Source organism: Planococcus notacanthi (assembly GCF_030407825.1).
GTDB lineage: Bacteria > Bacillota > Bacilli > Bacillales_A > Planococcaceae > Planococcus > Planococcus notacanthi.
In genome coordinates this window covers 307943-334386 of record NZ_JASDCQ010000002.1, presented here as the reverse complement: position 1 = coordinate 334386, position 26444 = coordinate 307943, and the positions used below count along the sequence as shown (strand labels likewise).

29 protein-coding genes are annotated in these 26444 nt (G+C 44.3%); 9 read left to right on the top strand and 20 right to left on the bottom strand.

All coding sequences use genetic code 11. The annotated features are described in order from the left end of the window. From QMA01_RS09155 to QMA01_RS09145, 3 genes are all read left to right on the top strand, one after another. A complete protein-coding gene (locus QMA01_RS09155) occupies positions 1-486 on the top strand; it encodes a hypothetical protein (RefSeq protein ID WP_290214817.1) in 486 nt (161 codons plus the stop codon). Beyond that, positions 486-1049, top strand: a complete 564-nt coding sequence (locus QMA01_RS09150; RefSeq protein WP_290214816.1) for a hypothetical protein — start codon at positions 486-488, stop codon at positions 1047-1049. Before QMA01_RS09155 ends, QMA01_RS09150 begins: the two co-directional genes overlap by 1 nt. 79 nt (positions 1050-1128) lie before the next feature. After that, positions 1129-1356: a hypothetical protein gene (locus QMA01_RS09145; protein ID WP_290214815.1), complete on the top strand. Its 228-nt coding sequence runs from the start codon at positions 1129-1131 to the stop codon at positions 1354-1356. A gap of 54 nt (positions 1357-1410) precedes the next feature. Here QMA01_RS09145 and QMA01_RS09140 read toward each other — a convergent pair whose 3' ends face one another. Beyond that, a complete protein-coding gene (locus QMA01_RS09140; RefSeq protein ID WP_191714787.1) occupies positions 1411-1803 on the bottom strand; it encodes an RDD family protein in 393 nt (130 codons plus the stop codon). A 5-nt stretch (positions 1804-1808) separates the two neighbouring features. Then, positions 1809-2198: a DUF4181 domain-containing protein gene (locus QMA01_RS09135; protein ID WP_290183778.1), complete on the bottom strand. Its 390-nt coding sequence runs from the start codon at positions 2196-2198 to the stop codon at positions 1809-1811. A gap of 235 nt (positions 2199-2433) precedes the next feature. Here QMA01_RS09135 and QMA01_RS09130 point away from each other — a divergent pair, with 235 nt between their 5' ends. Further along, positions 2434-3042, top strand: coding sequence for a hypothetical protein (locus QMA01_RS09130; protein WP_290214814.1), 609 nt, complete (start codon positions 2434-2436; stop codon positions 3040-3042). 55 nt (positions 3043-3097) lie between these two features. Here the strand turns inward: QMA01_RS09130 and QMA01_RS09125 are convergent, their stop codons facing one another. Next, positions 3098-3832, bottom strand: coding sequence for a glucose 1-dehydrogenase (locus QMA01_RS09125; protein ID WP_290214813.1), 735 nt, complete (start codon positions 3830-3832; stop codon positions 3098-3100). Positions 3833-3977: 145 nt separating this feature from the next. Here QMA01_RS09125 and QMA01_RS09120 point away from each other — a divergent pair, with 145 nt between their 5' ends. Continuing rightward, positions 3978-4562 carry a TetR/AcrR family transcriptional regulator gene (locus tag QMA01_RS09120; RefSeq protein ID WP_290214812.1) on the top strand — a complete coding sequence of 195 codons (585 nt, stop codon included), beginning with the start codon at positions 3978-3980 and terminating at the stop codon, positions 4560-4562. Between the two features lie 86 nt (positions 4563-4648). On the opposite strand, the gene QMA01_RS09115 is transcribed toward QMA01_RS09120, so the two are convergent. Continuing rightward, the gene (locus QMA01_RS09115) at positions 4649-5014 is read right to left on the bottom strand and encodes a DUF4181 domain-containing protein (RefSeq protein ID WP_290214811.1); all 366 of its coding nucleotides are present in this window, start codon (positions 5012-5014) and stop codon (positions 4649-4651) included. A gap of 404 nt (positions 5015-5418) precedes the next feature. On the opposite strand from QMA01_RS09115, the gene QMA01_RS09110 reads away from it, so the two are divergent. Then, a complete protein-coding gene (locus QMA01_RS09110; protein ID WP_290214810.1) occupies positions 5419-6645 on the top strand; it encodes an AI-2E family transporter in 1227 nt (408 codons plus the stop codon). Positions 6646-6721: 76 nt separating this feature from the next. Here QMA01_RS09110 and QMA01_RS09105 read toward each other — a convergent pair whose 3' ends face one another. Both QMA01_RS09105 and QMA01_RS09100 read right to left on the bottom strand, forming a co-directional pair. Continuing rightward, positions 6722-7438, bottom strand: coding sequence for a dihydropteridine reductase (locus tag QMA01_RS09105; RefSeq protein WP_290214809.1), 717 nt, complete (start codon positions 7436-7438; stop codon positions 6722-6724). A 103-nt stretch (positions 7439-7541) separates the two neighbouring features. Next, a complete protein-coding gene (locus QMA01_RS09100; protein ID WP_290214808.1) occupies positions 7542-8012 on the bottom strand; it encodes a peptide-methionine (S)-S-oxide reductase in 471 nt (156 codons plus the stop codon). 201 nt (positions 8013-8213) lie between these two features. Here QMA01_RS09100 and QMA01_RS09095 point away from each other — a divergent pair, with 201 nt between their 5' ends. Further along, the gene (locus QMA01_RS09095; RefSeq protein WP_290214989.1) at positions 8214-9200 is read left to right on the top strand and encodes a YhdH/YhfP family quinone oxidoreductase; all 987 of its coding nucleotides are present in this window, start codon (positions 8214-8216) and stop codon (positions 9198-9200) included. Between the two features lie 84 nt (positions 9201-9284). Here QMA01_RS09095 and QMA01_RS09090 read toward each other — a convergent pair whose 3' ends face one another. From QMA01_RS09090 to QMA01_RS09060, 7 genes are all read right to left on the bottom strand, one after another. Next, positions 9285-9731, bottom strand: coding sequence for a DUF4357 domain-containing protein (locus QMA01_RS09090; RefSeq protein ID WP_290214807.1), 447 nt, complete (start codon positions 9729-9731; stop codon positions 9285-9287). Between the two features lie 121 nt (positions 9732-9852). Beyond that, on the bottom strand, positions 9853-10074 hold the full coding sequence (locus tag QMA01_RS09085; RefSeq protein WP_290214806.1) for a hypothetical protein: 222 nt from the start codon (positions 10072-10074) through the stop codon (positions 9853-9855). A 148-nt stretch (positions 10075-10222) separates the two neighbouring features. Further along, on the bottom strand, positions 10223-11098 hold the full coding sequence (locus QMA01_RS09080; RefSeq protein WP_290214805.1) for a protein NO VEIN domain-containing protein: 876 nt from the start codon (positions 11096-11098) through the stop codon (positions 10223-10225). Further along, a complete protein-coding gene (locus QMA01_RS09075) occupies positions 11082-13022 on the bottom strand; it encodes a DEAD/DEAH box helicase (RefSeq protein ID WP_290214804.1) in 1941 nt (646 codons plus the stop codon). The genes QMA01_RS09080 and QMA01_RS09075 overlap by 17 nt, the downstream gene beginning before the upstream one ends. Then, a complete protein-coding gene (locus QMA01_RS09070) occupies positions 13015-14340 on the bottom strand; it encodes a hypothetical protein (protein WP_290214803.1) in 1326 nt (441 codons plus the stop codon). The genes QMA01_RS09075 and QMA01_RS09070 overlap by 8 nt, the downstream gene beginning before the upstream one ends. Next, the gene (locus QMA01_RS09065; RefSeq protein ID WP_290214802.1) at positions 14303-15970 is read right to left on the bottom strand and encodes a DNA cytosine methyltransferase; all 1668 of its coding nucleotides are present in this window, start codon (positions 15968-15970) and stop codon (positions 14303-14305) included. The genes QMA01_RS09070 and QMA01_RS09065 overlap by 38 nt, the downstream gene beginning before the upstream one ends. Positions 15971-16518: 548 nt before the next feature. Then, positions 16519-17514 (bottom strand): 2-hydroxyacid dehydrogenase, encoded by a 996-nt coding sequence (locus QMA01_RS09060; protein ID WP_290214801.1) that lies wholly within the window; start codon positions 17512-17514, stop codon positions 16519-16521. A 100-nt stretch (positions 17515-17614) separates the two neighbouring features. On the opposite strand from QMA01_RS09060, the gene QMA01_RS09055 reads away from it, so the two are divergent. After that, positions 17615-18568 (top strand): carbon-nitrogen hydrolase family protein, encoded by a 954-nt coding sequence (locus tag QMA01_RS09055; RefSeq protein WP_290214800.1) that lies wholly within the window; start codon positions 17615-17617, stop codon positions 18566-18568. Between the two features lie 24 nt (positions 18569-18592). Continuing rightward, positions 18593-18991, top strand: coding sequence for a RidA family protein (locus tag QMA01_RS09050; RefSeq protein ID WP_290214799.1), 399 nt, complete (start codon positions 18593-18595; stop codon positions 18989-18991). A 184-nt stretch (positions 18992-19175) separates the two neighbouring features. On the opposite strand, the gene QMA01_RS09045 is transcribed toward QMA01_RS09050, so the two are convergent. The 7 genes from QMA01_RS09045 to QMA01_RS09015 form a co-directional block, all read right to left on the bottom strand. After that, positions 19176-19778, bottom strand: coding sequence for a flavin reductase family protein (locus QMA01_RS09045; protein WP_290183766.1), 603 nt, complete (start codon positions 19776-19778; stop codon positions 19176-19178). A 36-nt stretch (positions 19779-19814) separates the two neighbouring features. After that, on the bottom strand, positions 19815-21062 hold the full coding sequence (locus tag QMA01_RS09040) for an MFS transporter (protein ID WP_290214798.1): 1248 nt from the start codon (positions 21060-21062) through the stop codon (positions 19815-19817). Between the two features lie 46 nt (positions 21063-21108). Then, positions 21109-22611 (bottom strand): sodium:solute symporter family protein, encoded by a 1503-nt coding sequence (locus tag QMA01_RS09035; protein WP_290183764.1) that lies wholly within the window; start codon positions 22609-22611, stop codon positions 21109-21111. Beyond that, positions 22604-22864 (bottom strand): hypothetical protein, encoded by a 261-nt coding sequence (locus QMA01_RS09030; protein WP_290214797.1) that lies wholly within the window; start codon positions 22862-22864, stop codon positions 22604-22606. Before QMA01_RS09030 ends, QMA01_RS09035 begins: the two co-directional genes overlap by 8 nt. 62 nt (positions 22865-22926) lie before the next feature. Then, a complete protein-coding gene (gene leuD, locus QMA01_RS09025) occupies positions 22927-23529 on the bottom strand; it encodes a 3-isopropylmalate dehydratase small subunit (RefSeq protein ID WP_290214796.1) in 603 nt (200 codons plus the stop codon). 2 nt (positions 23530-23531) lie between these two features. Next, positions 23532-24950, bottom strand: a complete 1419-nt coding sequence (gene leuC, locus QMA01_RS09020) for a 3-isopropylmalate dehydratase large subunit (protein WP_290214795.1) — start codon at positions 24948-24950, stop codon at positions 23532-23534. A gap of 19 nt (positions 24951-24969) precedes the next feature. Then, positions 24970-26178: a CaiB/BaiF CoA transferase family protein gene (locus QMA01_RS09015; protein WP_290214987.1), complete on the bottom strand. Its 1209-nt coding sequence runs from the start codon at positions 26176-26178 to the stop codon at positions 24970-24972. Between the last annotated feature and the right edge of the window lie 266 nt (positions 26179-26444).

The window sequence follows — 26444 nt, the reverse complement described above, 5'->3', positions numbered from 1 at the left end:
ATGACTTGTATAGAGAAAGCAAAACCCATTTGGCTTTTGATGCTTGTTGGTATTTTCACCGGTAATTTCTTGTTGTACCAGACTTCCTTCGGGCTTACGATCATGCCTGAAGAAACCCAATATGTTGTGCTGGGTTCCCTGTTGGACCTCGTTATCCTGGCGCCTCTTTTCACAATGCTTTACCTCAATAAATTCACCTTAAAAACAACGATTGCGCTTTCTGCACTCGGTTGTGTGCTGCTCCGATTCCTTATCCCTTCTTCATTGCTGGAACCATTTGAAACCATCACCTGGATTGGGATTCTGGCAGAAGGCAGTATTGTTCTCCTGGAACTGTTGCTGATTGTCGCTTTTGTCCGTTACATGCCCAAAATTACAGCTGGCGTAAAGCAAAGTCCGCTTCCTGTTGTATTTTCATTTTCACAGGCCGTCGATCGGTACGTGCGCACCATCCCATTATCCAAGTGGTCTGTTCCGAATCGCTGATGTTTTATTACGCATTCGCGAGCTGGAAAAAGGCGCCGCGCCCCGGAATCACCCTGTACAAGAAGTCGAGCTATATCGCCTTTCAGATTATGATGATCCACGCCATTGTCATAGAAACGATCGGCATTCATTATTGGCTCCATGACAAAGCACCGATCCTCTCGATTATTTTATTGCTGCTGAATATTTACTCGGTCATTTTCTTCTTAGCCGATATCCAGGCTCTGCGATTGAACCCGATTCATTCCGATAAAGACGCAGTCTATTTGTCACTTGGTTTAATGAAACGGGCACAAATCGATTGTTCGAACGTGGAATCCATCATTGAGGACGCATCGTTCCTTGAACAAAAGCTTTCCAAAGACACCATCGACTTTGCCGTACGGGATTTCGAAAAAGTCTATCCGGATTTTATTTTGAAAATGAAGACGCCGCAAAAAGTCGTTTTGTTTATGGGAATTGAAAAAGAATATAATTTCGTTGCAATCAAATCTGATTCGCCAAGCGAACTTAAAGAATTGTTTAAAGAGAACGGCGCGGCAGCAATCGATGCTCCTCAATAAGCAAGATCCAAGCAAGTACTCTACCGCTGAAAACGAAAAAATTTAGTCTAATCAATAAAAGGAGGGGGATAAAATCGGATTGGGGATACTCAAAGTGTTTCTGCAAATCATCTCACTGACCTTTTTCACAGTTATTCTTGTCTCTGAGAACTTTAATTTAATGATCTATGCCCTTGGAACAATGGCCCTGTTGTTTACTGTTCTGGGTTACGAAGAACTCAACGTGAAAAAGAATGTGGGAAACGGAATCGCGATACTCAGCGCGGTCGTTATCATGGGGCTCTTTTTGGCTTTTAGCCTTGTCTAGATTTCCCACTGCCTTACATAAGAACAGCCCTCCTTATCTCAAGGAGGGCTGTTTTCATTCGACTTCTTTAACGACTGTGTACGAATACAGATCGTGTGGGAATCTGTCGCCTTCGTACGCATCGTACTGGGCGCGGTCTTTCAAATAGATGAACGGGCTGACTGTGTCGCGGTGTACCATGCGCTCCAAAATTTGTTCAGGCGTCGGTTCGCCGCCCGCTTCGTTTTGAACTTCGATGCCCATCATTCTATGTCCGATGGTCTGGCCTTTCAGCCGCATTTGCGCATATTCCAAGCCCCAGAAAATCACGGTTGGGGACACTACCGTGTACACAAAGCTGCTTTTCGTTTTTCTTTTTAATAAAGGTTCAACAGCAAACGATACGGCTGTGGAAATGGCTGTGTCGATCAGGAGTGCCTTCGTGCGTTTTTTCATCAATTCATTCATCTGATTCATCCTTCCAAAATGAGTAATAAAGTAAACGCTGACAGGACGGTCAAAGATGCTGACCATTCATACCAATAGCGCTGTTCTTCCCGGTGCGCACGCCATTCCCCGATTCCCCGAAATAAGGTCTGCAGGAAAAACAACGCCGCAAAAGGGCTGAGACGGGCAGTTAAAGAAATCCCGGCACCGTCATCTTTCATGTTGATAGCGATCAAGGCACAAACAAAGCCGACAAAAAGCGCTGCCTCAAGTACAATCCCCAAAAGGTTTCTGTCCTTCAGGAAAATGCTTCCTCCCAAGCTTTTGATGCCGCGACGTTTTCTGAGGTAGATTCCGATAAAAAGGAAATAAGCCACAAAAATTACGATGAATCCGATGATTGTGACTGAGTGCATGGAACAACCTCCAGAATAGTTTACCTCTCCATTTTGGACTTATTCCCCTTCTTTAGTCAACATTGGAAATTAAGCAGAATCTTTCAACGGCCTCTATATGGAAGACCAGTAAAATCAAAAGCTTGATTACGTTCGCGTTAATAAGTTTTATGGTTTTTCAAGCAGTCAGCTGACGGTTTGCCGGTGGATCCTTCAGGGAACCCATGAGGTAATGGAATAAGTTGAAAGAGGGGGAATGACTGTGATCTTTTTTATCGTGTGGCTGCTGTTGGTTGGCTACGCCGTTTTTCTGGCACCGGGCGGCGAGACCGACCCCATCCTGTCGAACATATTCAGCGGCAATCTTGGAGCAATCGATCCGTTGGTGCTCGCCGTCTTCAATTCGCTCGGTCTGTTTCCGATGGTGTTTCTGACGTTGCTGCTGTTGAATGATCGGCAGAAATGGCCGGCCTGGCCGTTCGCGCTTCTGTCTTTCGTTGTCGGAGCTTTCTCACTGCTGCTCTATTTTGCTTTCGGCGACCGGAAAGCTGACAGAAAACTGCGGACGCCTCACTGGCTCGTGCGTTTTCTCGGTTCGCGCTTTTGGCTGATCCTTCTGATGCTGTCGTGGGCCGTCAATGGGCTGACGCTGCTGCAGGGTTTTTCATTCGCCGCCTACCGCGAAGCTTTTTTCGCATCTGGCCTCGTATCCGTCATGACCGTCGACTGGTTTGTGCTATGGGGATTATCCGTTTATACGACCTATCGCTTTTATCCACAAGCCAAATTCAAAGCGCTCGCCTGGATTCCGATTATCGGACCGGTGCTGGTGTTGTTTGTTAACAAGAAACACCAGACTCTTTAAAAGCACTAAAAAAGGCCATTACGCTGGAAATTGCGTAATGGCCTTTTTGCAATGCTTATTGAGCTGTCATTCCGCCGTCTACCACGAACTCTGAACCCGTAGAATAGCTGGCTTCATCAGACGCCAGGAACAAGACCATATTGGAAACTTCCTCCGATTGTGCAACACGCTTCATAGGGATATGTTTGGAGAATTCCTCGACTGCCGCTTTAGTATCTTCCTGAACAACCATCGGTGTGGCGATGACGCCTGGATGGACGGAATTTACCCGGATGCCGTAGTTGGCGCACTCCATTGCTGCTGCTTTTGTCATGCCGCGGACCGCAAATTTCGTATCCGTATAGCCGATTGCCCCAGCCACCAAGCCATTCATGGAAGAAATGTTGACGATCGATCCGCCACCTGCTTTTTGCATGGATGGGATGACTGTCTTCATGCCCAAAAATACCGAAACTTGATTGATGTCAACGATGCGGCGGTATTCTTCTTCCGTCGTCTGCAAGATCGATTTTGCCATCGTAATGCCCGCATTGTTGACCAGTACGTTGACCGGACCGAACTTCTCTTCAGCCTGCGCTACTGCATTTGCCCAATCTTCTGCATTGGTTACATTGTGTTTGACGAATGCAGCATGTTCTCCAAGTTCTGAAGCCAGCGCCTGCCCTTTTTCTTCATTCAAATCCGTCAAAACGACCTTCGCGCCTTCATCGATGAATTTTTTCGCGTGTGATGCTCCCATGCCTTGAGCTGCCCCTGTAATGATTGCCACTTTACCTGCTAAACGTGCCATTTTCTGTTCCTCCTAAAATTCTGCCCATAAATAAACTACATATGTAAATTAACAGAAAACCATTCTATTTGTCCATTGAAAAGGATTCATGTCATACTTAATTCACAAGCTTGTCCATATTTCGGACATACAGGAGGATATCGCGATGAAAGGCACAGAAGATCGCCGCATCTTGCGGACACAAAAAAAACTGAAAACCGCATTAGTTGATCTCTTGAAAGAAAAGTCCCTGCCACAGTTGACCATCACGGAAGTCACCAAACAGGCAGATTGCAACCGCGTTACCTTTTACTCTCATTACAAAGATTTAAATGAACTATTGGCGGCTGTCGTTGAAGAACACCTGGATAGACTGGTCAGCTATTTCCGCAAAAGTTTTCAAGGCATGGAACGCTTTTCCTCAACGGACGTACAGCGTCACCTGCCCATCTTTGAATACATCCATCAGCATCAGTTCATCTTCCGATTGATTATTACAGGTGAAGTGCTGCCGGGATCGCAGAATCAATTTTGCGAAAGCCTCGCTCAAGTGGCCGCAACCGAGCTGCGATTGGAGGAAGACAGCGATATCGAAATTCCCTCGCTCAATTATTTCATGACATATGGAAGCCTCGGCTTCTTCCTTTACTGGACCAAAGAAGGTTTCAAGGATTCTCCTGAAGCCATGGCCGGAAAACTGGCGTTGCTTCATGGCAAAATGTATGATGGCGCTGTGGTTTTAGAAGAATAGAGGCAAAAAAGCATTCCACTTAAGGAATGCTTTTTTCGACGAATTTACCCGATACCCTAACGTAGTGTATAAGAATGCAGTTGTTGCTATCCCAGCTGCCAACTTGCAATGCTGACGAATAAAACGACAGCCACTGCAGTGATGGCAAAATAGATAAGCGATACCTGATATTTCCGGGATCCTTTCAAGTATTTCCATTCCAGAAAGACCTGTACCCCATTCACTATCAAGAAAACAATCAATAGCCAAGAGAAAAACACTTCCAGCGAGTCCGGGAAAATCGAAAACAACACAATAATTCCCGCCAGCATCACCCAGCCGTTCCAGCGTTCAAATCTTCTTACATTTATACCCGCCCGTTCTTCTTCAGCGATGCCAAAACGCTTTCTCAAGAATATCCTTAAAAATCCAAAACCAAAAATAATGGCCAGCCAAATGATTAAAACTTCCATTTCGCACCTCCAAAGCCTTTATCTATTCTACGGGGATGTCAGGCAGAAGTTCCAAAAGATTATTGAAAAGGCGCTAAATCGATCGGATGTATTCAACAGGTTATCCCCTAATGATCGAAAAAAATCGACAACAACTGAAAAAACCATCGATCTATCCCACATGATCTTGGATATGTGGATGGTTCGGCTCCGAAACGGGGATAACTTTGCCGTTTCGTCACTCTTATTATCTTATCCACATGTGGATAAGATTTTTTTAAATTTAAATGAAAAAACATTTTCACAATGCCATAGTTTTGGAAGTGCTGGTGTGAGAAATGAACGATGAGGGTATTTTAATGGTAGAAGAAATTATGGTCTGACCGGCATTGAAGCAATTTGATATGGGGAAAGAGGTGCACGTGATGGAGCAGAACAAAAATGCACTGAGCCATGCCGCTTCCTGGTTTGTAAGATGGGTGCTGAACAATAAGGCGGTATCCGTACTGTTCATTATTTTGCTGATTCTGCTGAATTTATTGCTGCTTCCAAAAGTCAGTTTCATCTTTCAGCCATTTGTTGCTTTTTTTAACGTCATGGGGCTGCCGCTGATTATGGCTGGCGTCTTGTATTACCTGCTGAATCCGCTCATCGACTGGATGGAAACGAAGAACATCTCACGCGCCGGCGGCATTTCCATCGTTTTTGTGGTGATTCTCGGATTGCTTGCCTGGGGCATTGCGACCTTGATCCCAATCATCCGCGAACAGTCCCTGAGCCTGCTCGACAACTGGCAAAATTATTTGACCAGCTTCATCTCGCAAATCGACGACTTTTTCCAGAGCGATATCCTGTCGCAACTGCAGATGCAGTTGACCGGAGAAGATGACAGCTTGTCCACTTCCATCACGGATCAGGCAGATGATGTTGTTGATACAACCGTTACCGGGATCGGCAGTGTCTTCGGCATCCTGTCGACCACTGTGCTGGCAATCATTACGACACCATTCATTCTTTTTTACCTGTTGAAAGACGGCCATCACCTGCCTTATCACATCATGAAACTGGTGCCTTCCAAGATGCGGGAACATACTTACCTGCTGCTGCGCGAAATGAACCTGCAGATCAGCCAGTATATCCGCGGCCAGCTGCTCGTTGCCTTTTTCGTCGGCCTGCTGTTCTGGATCGGCTTCAGCATCATCGGCCTCGAATATGCCTTGATCCTCGCCATTACAGCCGGCGCCTTGAACCTGATTCCTTTTCTGGGGACCTTTATCGCATTCTTCCCGATTGTCATTATCGCGATAGTGCTGCATCCGCCGATTATGCTCGTCAAAGTGCTGGTTGTCTTTTTTATCGAGCAGACACTTGAAGGCCGTGTTATCCAGCCGCTCATTCTCGGCAGCAACCTGAACATCCATCCCGTCACCATCATCGCTGTCCTGTTGACGGCTGGAAATCTCTTCGGCATACCGGGTGTCATTCTCGGAATTCCCGCTTACGCTGTCGCCAAGGTTATCCTGGTGCATTTGTTCAACTGGTACCAGACCTACACCGGCCTGTACGATGACGACTTCAATCCGGCTCCGAAGCCGCTCATTTCCGAAAAGAAAAAGAAGAAGCAGCTGAGCCTGAAGAAGAAATTAAGATGAAAACCAAAAAGCTTAATCCCCTTTCAAAATGGGATTAGGCTTTTGATGTTAAAGTTGAAAATTACTTCAGCCGTACTTAATTTGCCAATTCAACCGGCAGAAATTCTGCCATCGACTGTTCACGCTTGTCGAGCATGATCTGTTCCGGCTGGATGCTCTGCTCACGCAATGCTTTAATGTTGTGCACAAGGAATTCATCACTGCCGACAATATAGAACAATCCGTCTTTGTCTTCGGCAAGATTTTTCACTTCTTCGTAATAGTCTTTGCGGTTATCGACAAACTGCGAAGTGAATTTCTTGTCAGGTGCGGATTCAAAGACATTCGTGAACAAGAACTGTTTTGATGAGTCGATATTCAGGGAATGGATTTGATTGACATTGTCAGCGCGCTCCAAATAATCAAGCACTAATGGTCTGAACGTTGCCAGGCCGACACCCGATGACAGCAAGTAAACGTTTTTGTCTTCCCGTTTCAGCGGCACATTCGAATGTGTTTTAAAGATCGCCACTTCCTGGCCGACTTCGAGATTTCTCAACGTCGCTTTAAACTCCGAGCATTGCTCTTTGATGCGTGTGGTGATGCCGATTGAATTTTCATGCGGCAGCGTGGAGATCGACATGTGGCGGATCAATCCGCGGTTCGGTTTTTCTCCCGCATTAAAGCCTTCCAGCGCAAAATGGGTATGGGAACCTTCCTGCCAAGTAAAATCTTCCGGTCGGTCAAGCAGGTACGTTCTGACCTCAGGTGTTTCTTCAATGATTTTATTGATTTTTGTCCAATAAATTTGCATGATTTATTTTCCCCCTCAATTATCGTTCTCTGTATTCATCTACTATACTACAAATGATAATTGTTCTCAATTAAATATTCCTTTTAGAGTGAGGGAGAATTTTTTATTTATAACGGTTCATTATTTCTTCCGGGATGTGGCAATAATCATCCGGACATCTGGCCAGCCGATCCTGATGCTCCACTGCACTCTTCACGTAATTGGTTAGAGGCAAGACTTCCACAGCAATCCGCTCGGAATCAGTTCTTTTATCAATAAAAGCCTGCGCTTCTTTTAAGTGGACGGGATTTTCGCTGTACAGGCCTGTCCGGTATTTCTCGCCAACATCTTCCCCTTGCTTGTTCACACTGTAAGGATAGATGATTTCAAATAAGTGCCCCATCAGTTCCTGAATGCTGACAACCGACGGATCAAATTCCGTTTTGACGCATTCCGCGTATCCGTCATAATCCTCTTCCAGCGTCTGACTCGTTCCATTCGCTCTTCCCGCTTCTGTGGATTTGACTCCGGGCAAAGTCTTCACAAACGCCTGGACACCCCATAAACATCCGCCCGCCAAATAAACTGTTTCCATAATCGGCTCTCCTTTTTGTATAAATTGAATTTATGTAAATATACCATTTCCTTGTGTACAGCTTATCATTTTCATGCCGTGCTAGTCAGAAAAGGCAATGTCGTCCGGTCCCTCTGAATTGACGGTGTCCACTTTACAATGGTAGATTTTGTATTACAGCAGTTTCACTGCAAAACCAAGATACGGGAAGGGGCAATTATGGTGAATTCATTCAAAGCCGTCAGAGTAAAGGAACAGGAAGACCAGGTCGTCTATGGCTTGGAGGAGATCAACACCGATCAGCTTTCTGAAGGGGATGTGCTGATCAAAGTCGCCTATTCGTCGATCAACTACAAAGATATGCTGGCAGTCCAGAAAAATTCAGGCGTTATCCGGAATTACCCGATGATTCCGGGAATCGATTTGAGCGGCACCGTCGCCGAATCAAAAGACGCGCGCTTCACAGAAGGACAGGAAGTGATTGTGACCGGCTTCACCATGGGCATGAGCCACACAGGCGGCTTTTCGGAATATGCACGCGTCCCTGCCGAGTGGATCGTGCCGATACCCGAGAATTTGAGTTTGAAGGATGCCATGGTGTTCGGCACGGCCGGATTCACGGCGGCCCTTTCCGTTCTTGCACTTGAAAAGAGCGGGATGGACGTTGCAGACAACCCGGAAGTTCTGGTGACGGGCTCAACCGGCGGCGTCGGCAGCATCGCTGTGCAGATCCTCTCAAAAATCGGCTATAAAAACGTATCCGCATTGGTGCGGAAAGAGAATCAGGTGGACGTCGCCAAAACACTCGGCGCAAACACGGTCATTTTTGCGAACGAGCTGGGAGACGCTAAGAAACCACTCGCCAAGACCCGCTTCGACTTTGTCTTGGACACAGTCGGCGGAGACGTCGCTTCTGCATTGATTCCGCAAATTTCCTACGGCGGCAGCATGAGCATGTGCGGCAACGCAGGCGGCCTTCCGGTAAACACTACGGTACTGCCGTTTATCCTGAGAGCGGTCAACCTGCTCGGCATCGATTCGGTCAACGTACCAATCGAGAAACGCGGCAGCATCTGGGAGAAGATGGCCAACGACTGGAACATCACCCAAACGACGCTGGTGAAAGAAATTCCCCTTGAAGAATTGGCTGAGACGATTGACGCCATCAAGAATGGGCAGCATTTAGGGCGGACTATTGTTAAGTTGTAGGTTCGGGCAATACGAATAATGTTTGAAAAACACAAAAAGCGGAAAGGCTGATTTTAGCCCTTCCGCTTTTTTGTGTATCCATGCCTATTTCCCTTTTGCTTCTTTCCAATCGTGCGACCCGCGTACCCAACCGCCAATCACCGCACCCATCGCCATCATCGGCGAAGTGAATTCAGTGTCCTCCATCAGCAGGAATTGATGCTCAAATGGTATGAGCAGCTTATCCAGCACCAGGTTCTCCCGCAGTTTCACGTACTTTTTCGGGCATTTCGGCGAAGTCGACGCTGCAAACTTGGAGCCCCGCTGCACAACGAATTTCTCTCCCCGGTAAAACCCGGTCGCATCCGCTCCGCGCTTCGACGTGATGGAAAAGATTTCAACTTCCGGCTCGGTTTCTGCATGAAGCTGCAGCATTCCTGATTCGAATGGATCGATAGCCTGTTCTTCACCGGTTTCAGTGTCCAGCTCCAGGAATTGATAGAGTTCGCCTTCTTGCGGATGTTGGATTTTCTTCAGGTAGTATTCCTTCATTTTTCGCCCTCCTCTAAAGTTATTCTGGACTCTCGCTGGGATAATAAGTGTCTGGTTACTTTAGAGATAGGAGATTGTATGGGAAAAGGATACTGTGAAAAATGTTATTCAAATTTAAACTCTATTCTTCTTCTTTTTTTAAGTGGGAAGCTATAGAGTTGCTCATTCCAGGATATATATACATAGATTTATAATAGTTTACTGAATCAAACTTTTTTATATAGAATGGAGCATAGCTTGCCGATATATAAGTAGCTCCTCTTCTTTCTTCATAATCACCAAGATAATCATAATCTAAGACTGCTATATTATCTGCCCCATAATCTTTTAACTCTTTTATCAAAAAAAATGTATCAATTGTATCTCCTAATATAATATCAACAATTATTTTATTCCATCTCCTTTACGCCATAAATATATTCGCCCTACAATTTCTCTACCACTTAGTTTTCTAATAGAATAAGGCTTCAAAAGAATCCCAAAAACGTAGGTTATAATTCTAATTGAGAAACCACACTGAATGTATAGCTTCTAGTTTCTTCTGTAAATGGAACCGATTTATTTAAATACAGTTTCTCGTATGGATTAATCACTTCCACTGGCTCTTCATCGAATGAACTATTAACAAAATACAGTGAATAATTATTCCCTAGAAGACGTGCTGTTTCTATTTCATTACGCGACCAATAAAATACGTCTCTCTCACTAATACACTTTACTTCAATAAATTTATCAAACTCCATTGATTGTATGTCAATGTAAGATTTAATATCAAATCCTGCAGAAACATCATCTATTGCAATATGCTCAATTATTTTTTCAGGAAACTTCTTCTGTTCATATTCAATAACATATAATTCCGCTTTTTTTCCTAATTCAGCTTTATTAATTAATGTTTTTTCAAGTTGGAGTTGACTCACCTTTCTATCGAGAATATCTTCTAACATATTTTCGAAACCCGGTTTAACTTGATAATTATTTCGATTTTTTGATTCGATGACTTTAGATGTGATTAAAAAATTTCTAATTGCGTAATAAGGATAACTGATAAATAAATCATATTCCTCTTTATTTTTATTTATGATAGCTATTTTATTTCGACTTAAGTGCCACAGAATTTTTTTTATTATATTGCTTTCTTCGTAATTTTTCTTCCCTATAAGTTTCCCATCTGATTGTATATGAATTAAATCAGCAAATACTAGTAAAGATAAAGTATCGTCTATTTCTAGAGAAATTTTTTTATTTTCTCGAAAAAAATTCTTTAATTGAGCTATATTACAGGAGTTATTTTCTAAAAAAATAAAAATCATCTTTATATATTTTAATTCTAAATAACTTTTATGATTTTTAAGATTTATTGGCATAATCTGTTATCAACGCCTTTATATCGTTATCATCCATATCTTCGTCATTATTTCTAAAAAGGGGTATGTCTTGACTCTCTGTTACTCTAATCATTAAATCCTCTTTTTCTTGAAGTCTTCTGTCTATAGTGGCATCAATCGTATTTGCTGACATTAAATAATAATAGTTAGTTATTGTTGCATAATCTAAGCCATACCTGTGAATTCTGTCTTTTGACTGAACATAACGTGCAGCATCAAAGTTTCTTTCTAAATAAATAGCATTATGACAGGCTTTGTGAAGAGAAATCGATTCAGCCACAGCAAATGGATTTGCAATAATTACTTTAAAAGACGATTCTTGCACATGAAAATCTCTGATAATGCTTTCTCTTGTATCTTCATCTAAATTTGTATTTTCACTTTCCACTTTTGTTTTGCCATATAATATTTTGGTTTCAATATTCTTCGACTCTAAGAAATCTTGAAAAGAATGAATTGTATCTACGTATAAAGCCCATACAATGACCTTCTCTTTGTTATCAATTAATTGTTTTATTATTTTATACGCTTCATAAAACTTATTTGGAAACTTCTCAGCATCCGCGTAACTATAAATAGCCTCTATCAGTTCCTTATCATCATCATCATCGATAAACGAATCATTAATTGAAGTTCCGTACTCATCAATTAAGGGCTTCAATAACAACTTTGGATTTGACGCGGCTTGCATCAATCTTATTAACTTTGCTTTTTGTAATTTACTCAAAAAACTGTCTTCAAAATCTTCATCTTTCAAAGAACTCAAAACTTTTTTTTCAATTTTTCTGTAAATATACTCTTGTGATTTATCCATTTCAACTAGTATAGGATCGTTTTCCTTTTTTTCAGGTAGTCCTAAATCTGATTTTTTTATACGTACAAAATAAGGACTTAACTTGTCTATTAATACGTCTACCCTTGGGTCACTTTGACCTTTTGTCATGTCATCAAGCTGAAGAACACTAAATGGTATTAAATCCTTATTCGGCCAAATAAACTTAAAGAGATTAAATAAATCTTGATATCCGTTTGGAGCAGGTGTCCCTGTTAAAACAACTCTCCCACGACAAAATGGAGCCAGTTTTAAAACACTATCAGCGATTTGTCCACCACTCGTATTTTTTATTTTATGGGCTTCGTCTATAATGACCATAACTTTATTGTTCTTCAGAAAGTACTGAAGGTTTTCCATTTGATTAAGAATTCCTGGATAAGAGATTAAAGTTAACTCGGCAGGATTTCTAGAATGAAAATATTGTTTTTTTTCTATTGCCGATAGTACTCCTCCTGATATTCTTTTAACATTTGGTATTCTATTAAAACATTCTTGATATTCATTTTCCCATGGACCAAAAGAACTTAATGGACCAATCACTAAAATTTTGTCTACTGATTTGGGATGAGAGTTTGTAAACGATTTCAAATAAGTATAAGCACCATAAACTATACTTGTTTTCCCTGCTCCAGGTACTGAGAAATTACAAGCATTTTGTGAAAAAGCTAAATGATAGGCACTTAAAAGTTGTAATTTGTACAACTTCCTTTGCATACCATTTTCAATTACTGAGCAAAAATGCTTGAATTCATCCATTTCAATATTATTTTCCCAAATATCTTTGGCTTTGAGAGAAAATTGGCGGAAATTCTCTTCTTCTTCATATAATTCACTTAAATCAGAACTACTTTCTTCATCAAGAATTAAACGGATTCCTTTTTTCTTAAAAAAATCTGATAGCAATGAAATCACCTTATCACCATTAATGGGGATTTCTATTAGGTCAGACTTTATGTTGGCTTTAAAACTTCGTTTTAAATGTAATGACATTTTTTTATCTATTACTTTTGAAATATCGCCGTATATTAGATATTGAGTATCATTAGATATAATTTTTAACTCAGCCATTCTTCTTTAATTCCTTTTCAATGGCTTTTTTGAAGTTCCAACACATACTGTTAATTTCATTTACCAAGTTTTTAATTTCTTCTGTGTAAAAGCTTGATCGAGAATCATCGATTAACTCTAAAGCCTTCTTAGCTCTTTGTAATAGTTCCTGCGGCTTGTCTGCTTCTTGAGTGTTTTCGAGGTCACGCTTTGAAACACCAAGATTTTTCTCTAATAGTGGTTTAGCCTTTTTAACCCATTCTTTATCTCTATCAGCTAAGACTGCGCTTATATCTTGCTTAACTCCTTTTTTATCAAGATACTCTGATACTGAAAGCTCATCAATTTTTTCTATAGCACTATGATTTTCACTAAAATCATTCCATATTTTTTCATTAGCGAAAAAACTTTTTGGTAAATTTCCTTTTCCATTTTGACTGATATAACGGAATTCTTTACCTTCATATTGAGCTCTTATATAATCAAAACTTATTCCAATCATATCGTTAATATCATTTTGATCTGGTGCCCAGTTTGTTTTTGCATTGCCTGATTTATTTTCATATGCTTTTACGTAACTATTCAAATCAACGAACTGTCCTTCACGCTTTTCTAACATCGAATACATCTCTTCATAGTCATTATGTTCCAAATATAAATCCATTAAGCTTAAAATTTCTAAATTCTTTTTAATGGTACTTTCACTTTCGCTCATCATTCCCGCTATATCCGATATAGAAAAGCCTACTGCTTGAAGTTCTTTGCATTTAAGGTATTTTTCAGTTGCATTATAATCTAATTTTTCATCCATTCCCATCTGATAGGTTGTCTCTAGACGTAAAATTTCTTTCTTGTCAGCGTCTTCTTCCAAAATAATCGCGTTAAAATATTCACAATGGCTCACGTCATGTTTCTTTGAGTATTTTTCTCTTTCACTAAAAATCCGATTCAATAGAGAAGCTCTTCTATTACCGTCTATAATAAAGCCATTACGTGAAACTATCCCATACTCTTGCTGTTTAAGTTTAATTAAACTTTCCATTGTTTTTTTATTTCTATCAGGTTTGGACTCCCATAAATATGCCTCTATAATCTCCACGTCTTTAGGATTTTCAGGATCTAATTTATGTGACTTTACTTCAAAAGTTTTTACTTTTGTACCTATACGCCCATTATATGGATTATAGACAAGAAAATTCAAAGGAATTCTGTAGACAGAGAACTCTTTTTCTTCTCCTTTATAAGGTATTCTGACCCCAGTCATGATAGGAGTTTGGCTATCTTTTATTTCTTGCAGTTTTTTAATTCGCAGTTTTTCTTCTAGTATTATTCTCTGCATTATTAAGCCCCCTAGTAATATTATTTAATATATAATAAGCTACCAATATTTTATATGGTACAGGTTTATTAACATCAGCAATTTTTACTGGTTCTTCATTAAAGAAGCCGACATAATCTTTAACTTTTTGAAGCATTTCATCTGGGCCCATATCCGTATTGCGATTTATTTTTGTTTTGCAAAAGTTATACTGCAAATTTTCGGAACTCCTAATTTCCGAAATTATCTCGTCTATAAACTCGCTAAAATTATTTAGATTATTTCTTTCAAAAATCTCATTTGGTATAGATACATCCTTAAAAACTTCTGCATTTTTGCCTTGACTCCTATGAATCGAAACTTCCCACTTTATAGCTCCATGATTATCCTTAAAATTGTTTAGCTCTACACGAAAAGCTTTTTCAATTAAATAAGGTACATGGTACTTATATTTTGCATCTGGCTTTTTAGTTTTTTCTTCTTTTATAGAAAGAATATTTCCATTAAGGTTTACAAATGGAATTTTTTCATCAAAAACTCTTAAAGAACTAAAACCATCTGTTAAATCTATATTTTCAGGAAGCATTCTTTCTTTAGAATTTTCACGAATGGCTTTCGCCAACTCATAAGAAAACTTTGGGGTAACAGCATTCCCAACCATTCTATACTTCACTGATTCATTGTCTCCATAGAAGCGAAAATCTATAGGAAAGGACATTAAGGTTGCAACTTCTCTGATTGTAGGGACTCTATATCTATTAACTTCATTTTCTAACGGAAAAATCATTGACTCTCTAGATGCTCTGGAAAGTGTAGCCATAATTGTCCGAGCGGGTTTTTCAATTCTTTCCGGAAAAGCCATTCTTCCCATATAACCCTTATCAGTTTTCTGTCTCTCAGCTTTTTTCCATTCAAATTCTGGTATCTCACTGATATAGTGGTGATCGGAAAGTTCATTTCTAGATAATTCAATCCCATAAACCAAGTCGGTGACTTTCTCATCTAACTTTTTATAATTATGTGGCGAAGGTTGGCCAAGATTACTTAGAATACTACCTAAAGAAATTACTTCACTTTCTTTAATAGTTTCTTTTACTTCAGGAAATTCTCCACAAATATAACGAATACGATTTGTCGGTACTCCAAAATATTTCATATTATAAAGTTTTGAAGTATCTCCTTTTACATGAAGCACAGCATCCGTTAGTCCTTCGAGACCTAAATCTTCCATAGTATAATAATCTTTAACGTACTTTTCTGAATTACCTACGTTTTCCATTACCCAATACTTTAATTTGCTATTTTCTTTGAATTTTTTTCTAGCTATAATTCTTAGAAAAGCTTTAATCAAAGTTACTCCTTTTTCTTTATCAGCTTTTCCGGATTTATTAGAATTAGAAAAAGCAATACAAGGGGGAGAGCCAATTATTATTTCTGAATCTGGAATAGCATTTTCAAATTCCTCATCATCGGCCCAAGCAATTTGATGTATATCTCCTCTTAAAGCAACTGGTTTTCCATTTGAATGATTCATATTATGAGTTAAAATAGCTGGGCCCCATATATCATAAGCTCTAACAATTTCAAATCCTGCTCTATAAAATCCTTCTGAGAACCCTCCGGCTCCACAAAATAAATCTACAACTTTCAATTTCATTTCTCCTTAAAATAATATTTAAGATTCCTATTAATTAATTTAATTTTCTAAAAACCATTTATAACGCAGAACTAATTCTTTTTTACTAAATATAACATATTTACAATAATAACATAATACATAAGTATGGTATTTTTATTGCCTAATAAAATTTGTATACTTTCCCTTAAAATAATTATACATTTAATTAAAAGGAACATTAGTTCTTATTTTATGTCTTATATAACTATATTACAATTAATTTAATTTATTATACTTTTTTCTATTCTTCTATCAATGCTTTAGTCCCCTTATTATAATCCAGCATAAAAAGTGATTCACCTTTCACTAGAACCTCTGTACTAAACTCCCCTTGAATTACTTTATATTGTAGATTTCACTCAATAAGCTCTGATGATTAAAAATATGATTAATCCGGCGAGCTCTTCCACAACTATTTTTCTGAGAGTTTCTTTCTGAGAGAGTAAAAAATATATTCTGAAAATAAAAAATAGAAAAAGCCAAAGAAATTTATCTAGCTTCTTTGGCCATTTCGGTTTAAATTAGATTGCTTCATCCTCCAACAGCCCCTGCAATTCCTTCACCACATTCTCAGGAACCCCAGTAGTCACGCCCGCAACCAAATTCTCCGCCGCTTTCATCAGCATGGCAGCGCGGGTCTTTTCTGTGGCCGATCCGATATGCGGGAGGACGGCGACTTGATCCATCTGCAGGAGCGGATTGTCCGGTGAGACCGGTTCCTGTTCAAAGACATCGAGTCCCGCTCCGTAGATCTCCCCTTTTTCCAAAGCTTCGATCAAGGCTTTTTCATCCACCACTGCCCCTCTGGCACAGTTGATCAAAATCGCACTGTCTTTCATTGTTTTAAATTGCTCCTCGCCCATCAAGTGATGGGTCTCAGGCGTCAATGGCACAATCAATACGACGAAATCGGATTTTTCCAAGAGAGAGTCGAGCTCACTGTAGACGATGCCATATTTTTCTTCAAGTTCAGGCTTCGAGGTCCGGCTGTTGTAGAGGACCTCCATTTCAAAACCGAGTCTCGCCCGTCTGACAATCTTCTCCCCGATGCGGCCCATGCCGACAATGCCCATGGTCGCGTGATGCACGTCCGTGCCGAAGAATTGCCGGGAATCTTTTTGCTTTCCCCATTTTCCTTGTTTGACGATATTGTTCAGCTCCGGCACCCGCCTTGCCGTGGCAAGCACTAAGCTGAATGCCAAATCCGCCACCGTTTCATCGAGCACGAATGGCGTATGCGTGCCGAGTACCCCGTGCTGTTTCATCGCTTTCAGGTCAAATGAATCGTAGCCGACTGCCGAGTTGCTGATGACTTTTAACTTCGGCGCCTGCTCCAGCAATTCATTCGTCACGGATGCGTTTTGCACGAGCACCCCTTCCACATCTTTTAGTTCTTCCATCAGGACTTCCTGCGGGATTTTTCCTTTTCCTTCCCACTTCCGGTAATCGCAATGCTCTCCTATATATTCTTCCACTTCTTTTGAGATAGGCCGTGCAATATAAACTTTGGGTTTCATCCTGGTACCTCCTAGTGATATTAAAATCCAGTTTCCTTGTTTCATTTTACGAATATTATAACAATGATAGAATAGAATAAGTTACGAAAGGATGAAATCGATGGAAAAAACCAAGAAATTCAAAGTAGCCGTCATTCAAGCCGGCTCTGAAATCATGGACAAGGAAAAAGGTGTATTGAAGACGGTTCGTTTAATCGAAGAAGCGGGAGCGCAAGACGCCAAAATCATTGTCTTTCCTGAAGCGTTCATTCCCGCCTATCCGCGCGGCATGTCGTTTGGTGCAGTCGTCGGCAGCCGTTCCCCGGAAGGCCGCAAAGATTTCCGGCGCTATTGGGACAACTCCATCACTGCTCCAGGCCCTGAAACAAGAGCGATTGGGAAAGCAGCGAAGCAGGCAGATGCCTATGTCGTCATCGGCGTCATCGAAAAAGACACAGCCGGCAGCCAAGGCACCCTGTACTGCACCGCTCTGTTTTTCGGACCTGCCGGCGAACTGCTCGGCAAGCACCGCAAGCTGAAACCGACGGGATCCGAGCGCTTGATCTGGGGACAAGGAGATGGCAGTACTTTGCCGGTTTTCGATACACCGTACGGACGTCTCGGCGCCTTGATCTGCTGGGAGAATTACATGCCTTTGGCGCGTGCCGCCATGTACGAAAAAGGCATCCAGATCTATGTCATGCCCACTGCCGATGCGCGTGACACCTGGACAGCTACCGTTCGCCATGTGGCTGCTGAAGGCCGCTGCTTCGTGCTGTCCTGCAACCAGTACTCGACCAAATCCATGTATCCGGAAGAGATCGCTTCCCGCACGGAATTCAAAGAATTGCCCGAAGAAATGTCCCGCGGCGGCAGTTGCATCGCCGGTCCTCTGGGCGAACTGATCGTTGAACCGGTATACGGAGAAGAAGCGATCCTATACGCGGAACTCGACCTGGATCAAATCGTTGAAAGCCAGTTCGACTTTGACGTATCCGGCCATTATTCACGTCCGGATGTTTTTCAGCTGACGGTGAATGAGAAGGAACAGACGAATACAATCTGGAATAAATAAGATGAAGAAGGTGAGCTAGTGAATATGGAAAACAACAAGATCACCCGAAGAAATCCCGAAGGCATGCCCGATCCCGTCGGCAATTACACGCATATCACTAAAATCCCCAGAAACGCAGAGCTGTATGTGACCTCCGGACAAATCGGCACCGGATCAACCGGAGAACTGCCAGAGAGCTTCAATCTGCAGCTCACCAATACGTTCGATAACATCAAAAAAGTTTTGCAGGCAGAACAGCTCAGCGCGGAAAACATCATCAAAGTTAACATATGGGCGACAGAAAAGATTGATTGGGACTTTATGTATACCGAATGGTCGCAGCTGTTCGGCGAAGACTACCCTGCAATGACGATTGGTTATCTTACGGAATTAGGCTTGCCGGAAATCAAAGTTGAAATAGAGATTTGGGCGGCAAAAGTTTAGAGATTTTCGTCTCTCATGCTACAATCTCCTGAAAAAGCCCAGCAGGGACGGTGATAAACCGCTCCAACTGGGCTTTCTTGTTTTACACAAATGAAATTTTTCTGAACTAATTTGTTTAAATTAGCACTTTCATTTCTTTCGCTCTAATGAGTGATTCCAATTTTCCCACAGTTACCGCCTCTCTTCATTCCTCCCTCGGTAAACTAAACAGCCCCTGCATTTCACTATAGCGGTTGGCCAGACGGCCGAGCGGCTTCAGCTTTTCCAGATCGACTTTGTAGTTGCCGAGGTAGTAATCGTCTTTGATGTGGTAATGGACAATCCTGCCAAGAATGAGGTGGTCGCTGCCGAGTTCGATAATGCGATCAAGTTCCAGTTCGAAGGAAATGGGCGCTTCCCCGACACGCGGTGGAACGACCGATACGCTGTCAGCTGCAGTCACACCGGCGGCTTCGAATTCATCCACGTCACTGGGGAAATTTTTGGCGCTTTCGTGCATTTCGTTGCCCAGTTCGGTATTGACGATGTTGATGACATACTGCTTTTGCGAGCGGATATTTTCCAGTGTGTCCTTGATGGTGCCTTCCCGTTCCCCGACACCCGGCCCGACCGAGATGCACAGCATGGGCGGATTACGGGAAGCGACGGTGAAAAAGCTGAACGGCGCAAGGTTGCGCTGCCCTTCCGCATCGATGCTCGAAACCCAGGCAATGGCACGGGGCACGACGGAACCGGACATCAATTTATAAGCTTGCTGTGTATCGATTTCCCTCAGGTCTATATTCATGCGAATTCCTCCATTTGAAGTTCGTGGGCGTTACTTTCAAGTTTCCCGCTTCTGTTTTTCTTTTTTCACGATGGCCATTGCCATAAGCAGCAGCACAATGACAGCTGCGAGCATAAGCGCCAGGAACAGCCAGCCGAATGTGAAGGTGCCGGTGACATCGACGATATAGCCGAACAAAGGCGGGCCGATGACGACGCCCCATGAACCGAGCATCAGGCTGAAACCGCTGGCGATGCCTGCCTGCTGAATCGGCACCAGCTCCGTTGCGGCATTCATCCAGATGCCGTTGAAGCCGGAGATGCAGAAACCGAACACCACCGTAATCGGCACCATGACCCAAAACGAAGTTCCATGCGGCAGCTGGCTGATGACCAGTGAAGTCAGAATCGACAAGGATGCAATAATGACCAATACGATGATCCGCTTGCCGGCAAATAAATTATCGCTGATGATCCCCCAAGCAACGCGCCCGAACGATCCGCTGACTTCGGAAATGACCAGCAGCATGCCCGCAAGCACCAGACTGATGCCCAGGTGTTCATAGGCAAACAGCACAATGTAGGTGTTCAGGATCAGCTGGCTGCCGCTCAGCCCCATCGCGGCCAGACTGACCAGCACCAACGGCTTCTCCTTGAACATTTGAACGATCGAGGCAAGCAGACGGGCCGGTTTTTCCGTGCCGACATTCTCTGCGGCGGGAGGGTCCTGATAGAACCTCCAGGCAAGAATACCGGTGATGATCAACAGCGCACAGGCGCCGAACAGCACAGGACGCCACCCCCAGGCTACTGCAGCCGGCAGCATCAAGAGAGCAGCCAATGCGGAACCAAGCGTGACACCCATTTGCTTGATGCCCATAGCGGTTCCACGTTTTTCAGCGAACCAGTAGATGATGCCTTTATTGGACGTCGGGTGCATGGTCCCATAGCCAACTCCGCCGAGCACCACCAGGAACAGCACCACCGCATAAATCGAAGTGACGGTCATGAGGATGAAAGACAGTCCCAGACACAAAGACAAAAGAAAGAGCAGTTTTTTTGAGCCGATCCGGTCGGCCATAAAGCCGGCCGGAATCGCCACCAAAGACTGCCCCAGAAATAATGCTGCCGGAAGCATGCCGATCTGCGCTTTGGTCAGCGTCAAATCTTCTCCAATCAGCACTCCCAATGGCGCAAGGCTTCGGCCGACAAATGCCACCATAATCTGGGCAATCAGCAGCCAAGTGAGCATGCGCCACGGGTTGATATTCACGATTGCGTTATCTTGAACAAGGGTTTTATTCATGCGCAGTCATCTCTTTTTACTGGTCTCCAACAGAAAAACCTTTCCGTCAGGCCAAGTCGATTTTCTTCAAGTCTTCCGCTTCTTCCTCTGTTACAGTCACCGGCACCAGGTAAGAGCCGACCACCGCGATCAGGAAGTTGGCAGCCAGGCCAATGACGCCGCCGTGGACGCCGAATACTGTTTTATGGCCGGTCCACGTAAGGACGCCGGCAATGACTGCCCCGACAAGCATGCCCCAGAATACCGGAGACGCAGACATTCGTTTCCAGTACAACCCGAGCACAAATGCAGGGAACACCTGAACCAGCAGCTCGAATTTCAGGACGAAAATTTCATACAGCGTCGCCGGCGGATACCAGGCGATCCACAGCAGAATCCCAACAGCCAGGACACCGGTGACTTTACCGACCAGCACTTTTTTGCGTTCCGGTGCATTCGGGTTGATGAAGCGGCTGTAAATGTCGTTTGATACAATCGATGAGAAACTGAGCAGCACGGAATCGGCGGTAGAGACGATCGCTGCGACAATCGCACCGAAGAAAATGATCATGATCCAATAAAAGAACCCATTGATGCCGGCAATTTCATTGGCCATCATACCGACGAGTTGCTCCGATCCTGCAACATCCAAATTCGGAATCAGCGCGATCCCTAAAATTCCGATGACGAAAACCAGTCCGGTCGTAATCGGCGGCATCCATGCCATACGGGAGAACGAACGCTTCAACGTCCGTTCGCTTTCAGCAGCGAAAATCCGCTGGACGGCATGCGGATAGATGGCGGCGCCAAAACCGACGAGCAGGATCATGCTCAGCCAGTTGACCGAGGTCATCATATCCGGAACACCAAGCTTGGCAGGTTCCGTTTCAGCGATGAACTGTGTGGCCCCGGCAAAGTTTCCGCCGACCAGGTAAACGGCTCCGATGAGGAAGATTACGATCCCTACCATCAACACCAGTCCCTGCATGACGTCTGTGAAAGCAACTGCCTTCATGCCGCCGAGCCATTCGTAAATCAGCATAACCAGAACAAAAGCAATCACGGCAACCTGATACGGAATGGTTCCGCCGGTCAGGCTTGAAGCCGCCTGTCCGATTGCCACCAGCTGTTCAAGCAGGTAATTGCCCAGTCCCCAGAGCATCAACAGGACAGCGAGAATGGTCACCGCTTTTGATTTAAAGCGGTAAGTGATCCAGTCAGCCGGTGTGATGAAGTTCAGCCGTTTCGACACCACATACAGCCTCGGTGCAAACAGTAAATACACCCCGATGATAATGGTCATGAACGTGATGGACTGCAGCCAGGCAAAACCGGTCCGGTAAGCGGTTGGCGCATAGCCGATGATGGTGTTGCCGCTGTATTGCGTCGCGTACAGTGTGAAGAACAAAGCGATAAAGCCGAGATTTTTGCCGGCCAGGTAGTAGTTGCTCATGCTGTCATGAAGCGTCTTATCGCCGCGCCCGGAGAAATACCCGATCAGCAGCATGATGACAGCATAGGCAGACAAGATCAGGACACCGTCCAGACCCGAAAAGACCAGTTCATTCATTTAGCTTCCCCCTCTTCTCCTCTTCTTCCTCGTCCTCCACGATGTTCCATTGTTTCAATGTCGCCCAGCTCAAGTAAGCGCAGAGTAAGAGAGAAAAACCGACAATAATCCACGCCCAGTATGGAATCCCTAAAATCAGCGGCTCATAGGATCCGACCGGCATATACCATGGAACGTTGCCGAGCACGATTAAGACGAGAACAACCCAGATCCATTTTTTGCGGATCGGTTCTTTGATTGATTTATGGTCCATATGATAGCCCCTTTTCTGCGTACTTAGATTTAATGAGTGCTGTTTTTATTCGCGATTTCCTGTCACAGCGAGTAATGGATTTTATGGTTTTGTTCAAAATCAGTGATTTCCGCTTCATGTTGAATCGTTGACGAGATTTCATCCAAACCTTTCAGCAGCATCTCGCGCCGGTACTCATCCACTTCAAATTCGCGTTCAAAGCCCTGTCCGTCAGTTAGGACGTTTTCTTCCAGATTGACCGTCAGTTGATAGCCCGGAATGGATGCCGCTTTTTCAAACAGCTGCTGCACATCTTCCGCCGGCAGCCGCAGCGGCAAAATCCCGTTTTTAAAACAGTTATTATAGAAGATGTCGGCAAATGACGGAGCGATGACGGCGCGGAAGCCAAAATCCTCAATGGCCCACGGGGCGTGCTCGCGTGACGAGCCACAGCCGAAATTTTCCCTCGTCAACAGAACTGACGCGCTGCGGTAGGGCTCCCGGTTCAGCAGGAAATCCGGGTTTTCCTCTTCATGATCGTTATAGCGCCAGTCATAGAACAGGTACTGGCCATATCCGCTTTTTTCAATGCGTTTCAGGAATTGTTTCGGGATAATGGCATCCGTATCGATATTCGCACGGTCCAGCGGCGCCACAATCCCGGTATGTGTTTTGAATGCTTCCATGATTACACCCCTTCCCCGATTTTGACCGGCCAGTTGCGGACATCGACAAAATGGCCTTCAACTGCAGACGCAGCTGCCATGGATGGACTGACCAGATGCGACCGGGAATCTCTTCCCTGCCGCCCTTCAAAATTGCGGTTCGATGTAGAAGCAATCCGGTCGCCCGGCTTCGCGATGTCCGGATTCATGCCGAGGCACATGCTGCACCCGGCTTGCCGCCATTCAAAGCCGGCATCCGTAAAGATTTTATCCAACCCTTCGTCTTCTGCCTGCTGCTTGACCGACTGTGAACCCGGCACGACCAAAGCACGGATTCCCGGAGCCACATGATGGCCATTGAGCACTTTTGCTGCTTCCCGCAGATCCTGAATGCGCCCGTTTGTACAGGATCCGATAAAGACCGTATTGACGGCGATATCTGTTATGGCCGTTCCCGGCTTCAAATCCATGTAGGCCAGCGCGCTTTCAACCATTTGCCGTTTTTCTTCCGGCACGTCCGAAGGCCCCGGCACTGTGCCGTTGACACTGGCGACCAGCCCCGGATTCGTTCCCCATGTCACCTGCGGCTCGATTTCGGAACAATCAAAGTCAACAACCCGGTCAAAACGGGCATCTTCGTCGCTTTGGAGCTGGCGCCAGTCTTCGAGTGCCGCTTCCCATTCTGCTCCCTGCGGCACGTATTCCTTTCCTTTTAAGTAGTCGAAAGTGGTGTCATCCGGCGCAATCAGCCCGGCGCGTGCCCCGATTTCAATGGACATATTGCAGACTGTCATCCGTTCTTCCATCGTCAGTCTGCGGATGGCTTCGCCGCGGTACTCAAGCACGTAGCCAGTCGCAAAATCATGGCCGTATTTTCCGATCAGCGCAAGGATCAAATCTTTGGCTGTGACACCGATCGGCAGCTCTCCGTTGAAATTCACTGCCATCGTCTTGGATTTGTACTGCTTCAGCGTCTGGGTGGCCAGGACATGCTCCACTTCGCTTGTGCCGATTCCAAACGCCAATGTCCCGAAAGCCCCATGCGTCGCTGTATGGCTGTCCCCGCAGACAATCGTCTGGCCGGGCTGCGTCAGGCCCAGTTCCGGCGCGATGATGTGGACGATTCCTTGTCTGGCACTGAACAGATCGAATAATTTGATGCCGAAATCCTTGCAGTTTTGACGCAATGCCTCCACCTGCTTTTCTGCTATTTTGTCTTCGAACGGCAGGTGGCGGTCCGTCGTCGGGATGGCATGGTCCATCGTCGCCAATGTCCGGTCGGGTCTGCGGACTTTGCGATTTGCCAGCCTGAGCCCATCGAAAGCTTGAGGTGACGTGACTTCGTGGATCAAATGAAGATCAATGTAAATGATGTCCGGCTGCGCTTCCTGCTCCACCACCACATGACGGTCCCAGATCTTTTCATAAAGCGTTTTTCCCATAGGTGCTCCCTTCTTTCGCTTAGATGATTTTTTTATCTTTTAACTCCTTCAATTTTTCCTCGTCATAGTTCAATAATTTCCCGTAGACGGCTGCGTTGTCCTTGCCGATGGACTCCGCTCCCACATGCTTCACTTTCCCAGGTGTCCGGCTGAGTTTCGGCACCACACCAGGCATCGGGAATTCGCCAAGTACCGGATGTTCGGTTTTGATGATCATGTCACGTGCGGCGTAATGCGGGTCTTCCACAATGTCCTTAGCCGAATAGATCAACCCGGATGGCACGCCTTTTTCAGCAAGCAGCTCCAGTACTTCTGTTGTTTTCTGTGTTTTCGTCCATTCTTCGATCAATTGGTCCAGTTCCGTCATATGGTCGCTTCTGGCGTGATGTGTCTGATATCGTGGATCTTCCACAAGTTCCGGACGGCCCATCGCTTCGCACAGCCGTTTGAACACACCGTCTGCATTGGCGCCGATCACAATATAGGTGCCTTCCTGCGTCAAATAGATATTGGACGGTGCGACTCCTGGCAGAATATTGCCCATCCGCTCGCGGATATACCCCGTCAACAGGTAATCCGGCACCGTGCTTTCCATGACGGAAAATACCGATTCGTAAATTGCCGTGTCGACCATCTGGCCTTTGCCGGAATGATGGCGTTCATTCAATGCCGTCAGTGTTCCGATGGTCGCAAACAAAGCCGCCAACGTATCGCCCAGGGACACACCGATTCTTGAAGGTGCCCGGTCCGGGAATCCGGTGACGTGGCGGATGCCGCCCATCGCTTCGCCGACACTGCCGAACCCTGCACGTTTGCTGTAAGGTCCCGTCTGGCCGAAGCCGGACGTTCTTGTCATGATGATTTTCGGGTTGATCTCCGAAAGCTGTTCATAAGAAAGGTTCCATTTCTCCATGGTGCCCGGACGGAAGTTCTCGATGATGATGTCCGCTTCTTTGACCAGTTCCTTGAAGATTTCCTGCCCTTCCGGTGTTCTCAAATTCAAGGTCACCGATTTCTTGTTGCGGGACTGGATCGGCCACCACAACCCTTCGCCGTCTTTCTGCTTGCCCCATTGCCTCATCGGGTCCGCTTTGTCGGGTGCTTCGATTTTGATGATCTCCGCTCCAAAGTCCCCCAGCATGCGGCCGGTGAATGGCCCCGCCAGCAATGTACCCAATTCCAGCACGCGGACGCCTTCAAGCGGCAGTCTCTCCCTTTCTTCGGTCATCGTCGATGTTTCTCCAACTATTGTTCTTTCATTTTCTTTCATCATCTATAGCACCCCCAAAATATTTTCAATCACAATTCCTACCTGATTGTCTTGCTTAGATCATCGGCAGCATTAAAAGACTTCTGTCCGAAAAAGAACATTAAATTTTCAAACAATTAGTAATTGTTAAAAAAATATCACAATGTATACAATCCGTCAACAAAAAATGTGAAATTCATTTTATTTTTATAATAAAACCTTTAAATACGAAGTTTTCAAATTAT

Excerpts from the sequence above, each read along its gene's own strand:
- QMA01_RS09155 (WP_290214817.1), top strand. The coding sequence starts at position 1 with ATGACTTGTATAGAGAAAGCAAAACCCATTTGGCTTTTGATGCTTGTT.
- QMA01_RS09070 (WP_290214803.1), bottom strand. The coding sequence starts at position 14,340 with ATGCAGAGAATAATACTAGAAGAAAAACTGCGAATTAAAAAACTGCAA.
- QMA01_RS09060 (WP_290214801.1), bottom strand. The coding sequence starts at position 17,514 with ATGAAACCCAAAGTTTATATTGCACGGCCTATCTCAAAAGAAGTGGAA.
- QMA01_RS09045 (WP_290183766.1), bottom strand. The coding sequence starts at position 19,778 with ATGAATATAGACCTGAGGGAAATCGATACACAGCAAGCTTATAAATTG.
- QMA01_RS09130 (WP_290214814.1), top strand. The coding sequence starts at position 2,434 with ATGACTGTGATCTTTTTTATCGTGTGGCTGCTGTTGGTTGGCTACGCC.
- leuC (WP_290214795.1), bottom strand. The coding sequence starts at position 24,950 with ATGGGAAAAACGCTTTATGAAAAGATCTGGGACCGTCATGTGGTGGTG.
- QMA01_RS09050 (WP_290214799.1), top strand. The coding sequence starts at position 18,593 with ATGGAAAACAACAAGATCACCCGAAGAAATCCCGAAGGCATGCCCGAT.
- QMA01_RS09115 (WP_290214811.1), bottom strand. The coding sequence starts at position 5,014 with ATGGAAGTTTTAATCATTTGGCTGGCCATTATTTTTGGTTTTGGATTT.
- QMA01_RS09125 (WP_290214813.1), bottom strand. The coding sequence starts at position 3,832 with ATGGCACGTTTAGCAGGTAAAGTGGCAATCATTACAGGGGCAGCTCAA.
- QMA01_RS09090 (WP_290214807.1), bottom strand. The coding sequence starts at position 9,731 with ATGAAGGAATACTACCTGAAGAAAATCCAACATCCGCAAGAAGGCGAA.
- QMA01_RS09105 (WP_290214809.1), bottom strand. The coding sequence starts at position 7,438 with ATGCAAATTTATTGGACAAAAATCAATAAAATCATTGAAGAAACACCT.
- QMA01_RS09015 (WP_290214987.1), bottom strand. The coding sequence starts at position 26,178 with ATGACCGAAGAAAGGGAGAGACTGCCGCTTGAAGGCGTCCGCGTGCTG.
- QMA01_RS09120 (WP_290214812.1), top strand. The coding sequence starts at position 3,978 with ATGAAAGGCACAGAAGATCGCCGCATCTTGCGGACACAAAAAAAACTG.
- QMA01_RS09035 (WP_290183764.1), bottom strand. The coding sequence starts at position 22,611 with ATGAATGAACTGGTCTTTTCGGGTCTGGACGGTGTCCTGATCTTGTCT.
- QMA01_RS09030 (WP_290214797.1), bottom strand. The coding sequence starts at position 22,864 with ATGGACCATAAATCAATCAAAGAACCGATCCGCAAAAAATGGATCTGG.
- QMA01_RS09110 (WP_290214810.1), top strand. The coding sequence starts at position 5,419 with ATGGAGCAGAACAAAAATGCACTGAGCCATGCCGCTTCCTGGTTTGTA.
- QMA01_RS09100 (WP_290214808.1), bottom strand. The coding sequence starts at position 8,012 with ATGGAAACAGTTTATTTGGCGGGCGGATGTTTATGGGGTGTCCAGGCG.
- QMA01_RS09040 (WP_290214798.1), bottom strand. The coding sequence starts at position 21,062 with ATGAATAAAACCCTTGTTCAAGATAACGCAATCGTGAATATCAACCCG.
- QMA01_RS09140 (WP_191714787.1), bottom strand. The coding sequence starts at position 1,803 with ATGAATGAATTGATGAAAAAACGCACGAAGGCACTCCTGATCGACACA.
- leuD (WP_290214796.1), bottom strand. The coding sequence starts at position 23,529 with ATGGAAGCATTCAAAACACATACCGGGATTGTGGCGCCGCTGGACCGT.
- QMA01_RS09150 (WP_290214816.1), top strand. The coding sequence starts at position 486 with ATGTTTTATTACGCATTCGCGAGCTGGAAAAAGGCGCCGCGCCCCGGA.
- QMA01_RS09135 (WP_290183778.1), bottom strand. The coding sequence starts at position 2,198 with ATGCACTCAGTCACAATCATCGGATTCATCGTAATTTTTGTGGCTTAT.
- QMA01_RS09080 (WP_290214805.1), bottom strand. The coding sequence starts at position 11,098 with ATGCCAATAAATCTTAAAAATCATAAAAGTTATTTAGAATTAAAATAT.
- QMA01_RS09055 (WP_290214800.1), top strand. The coding sequence starts at position 17,615 with ATGGAAAAAACCAAGAAATTCAAAGTAGCCGTCATTCAAGCCGGCTCT.
- QMA01_RS09075 (WP_290214804.1), bottom strand. The coding sequence starts at position 13,022 with ATGGCTGAGTTAAAAATTATATCTAATGATACTCAATATCTAATATAC.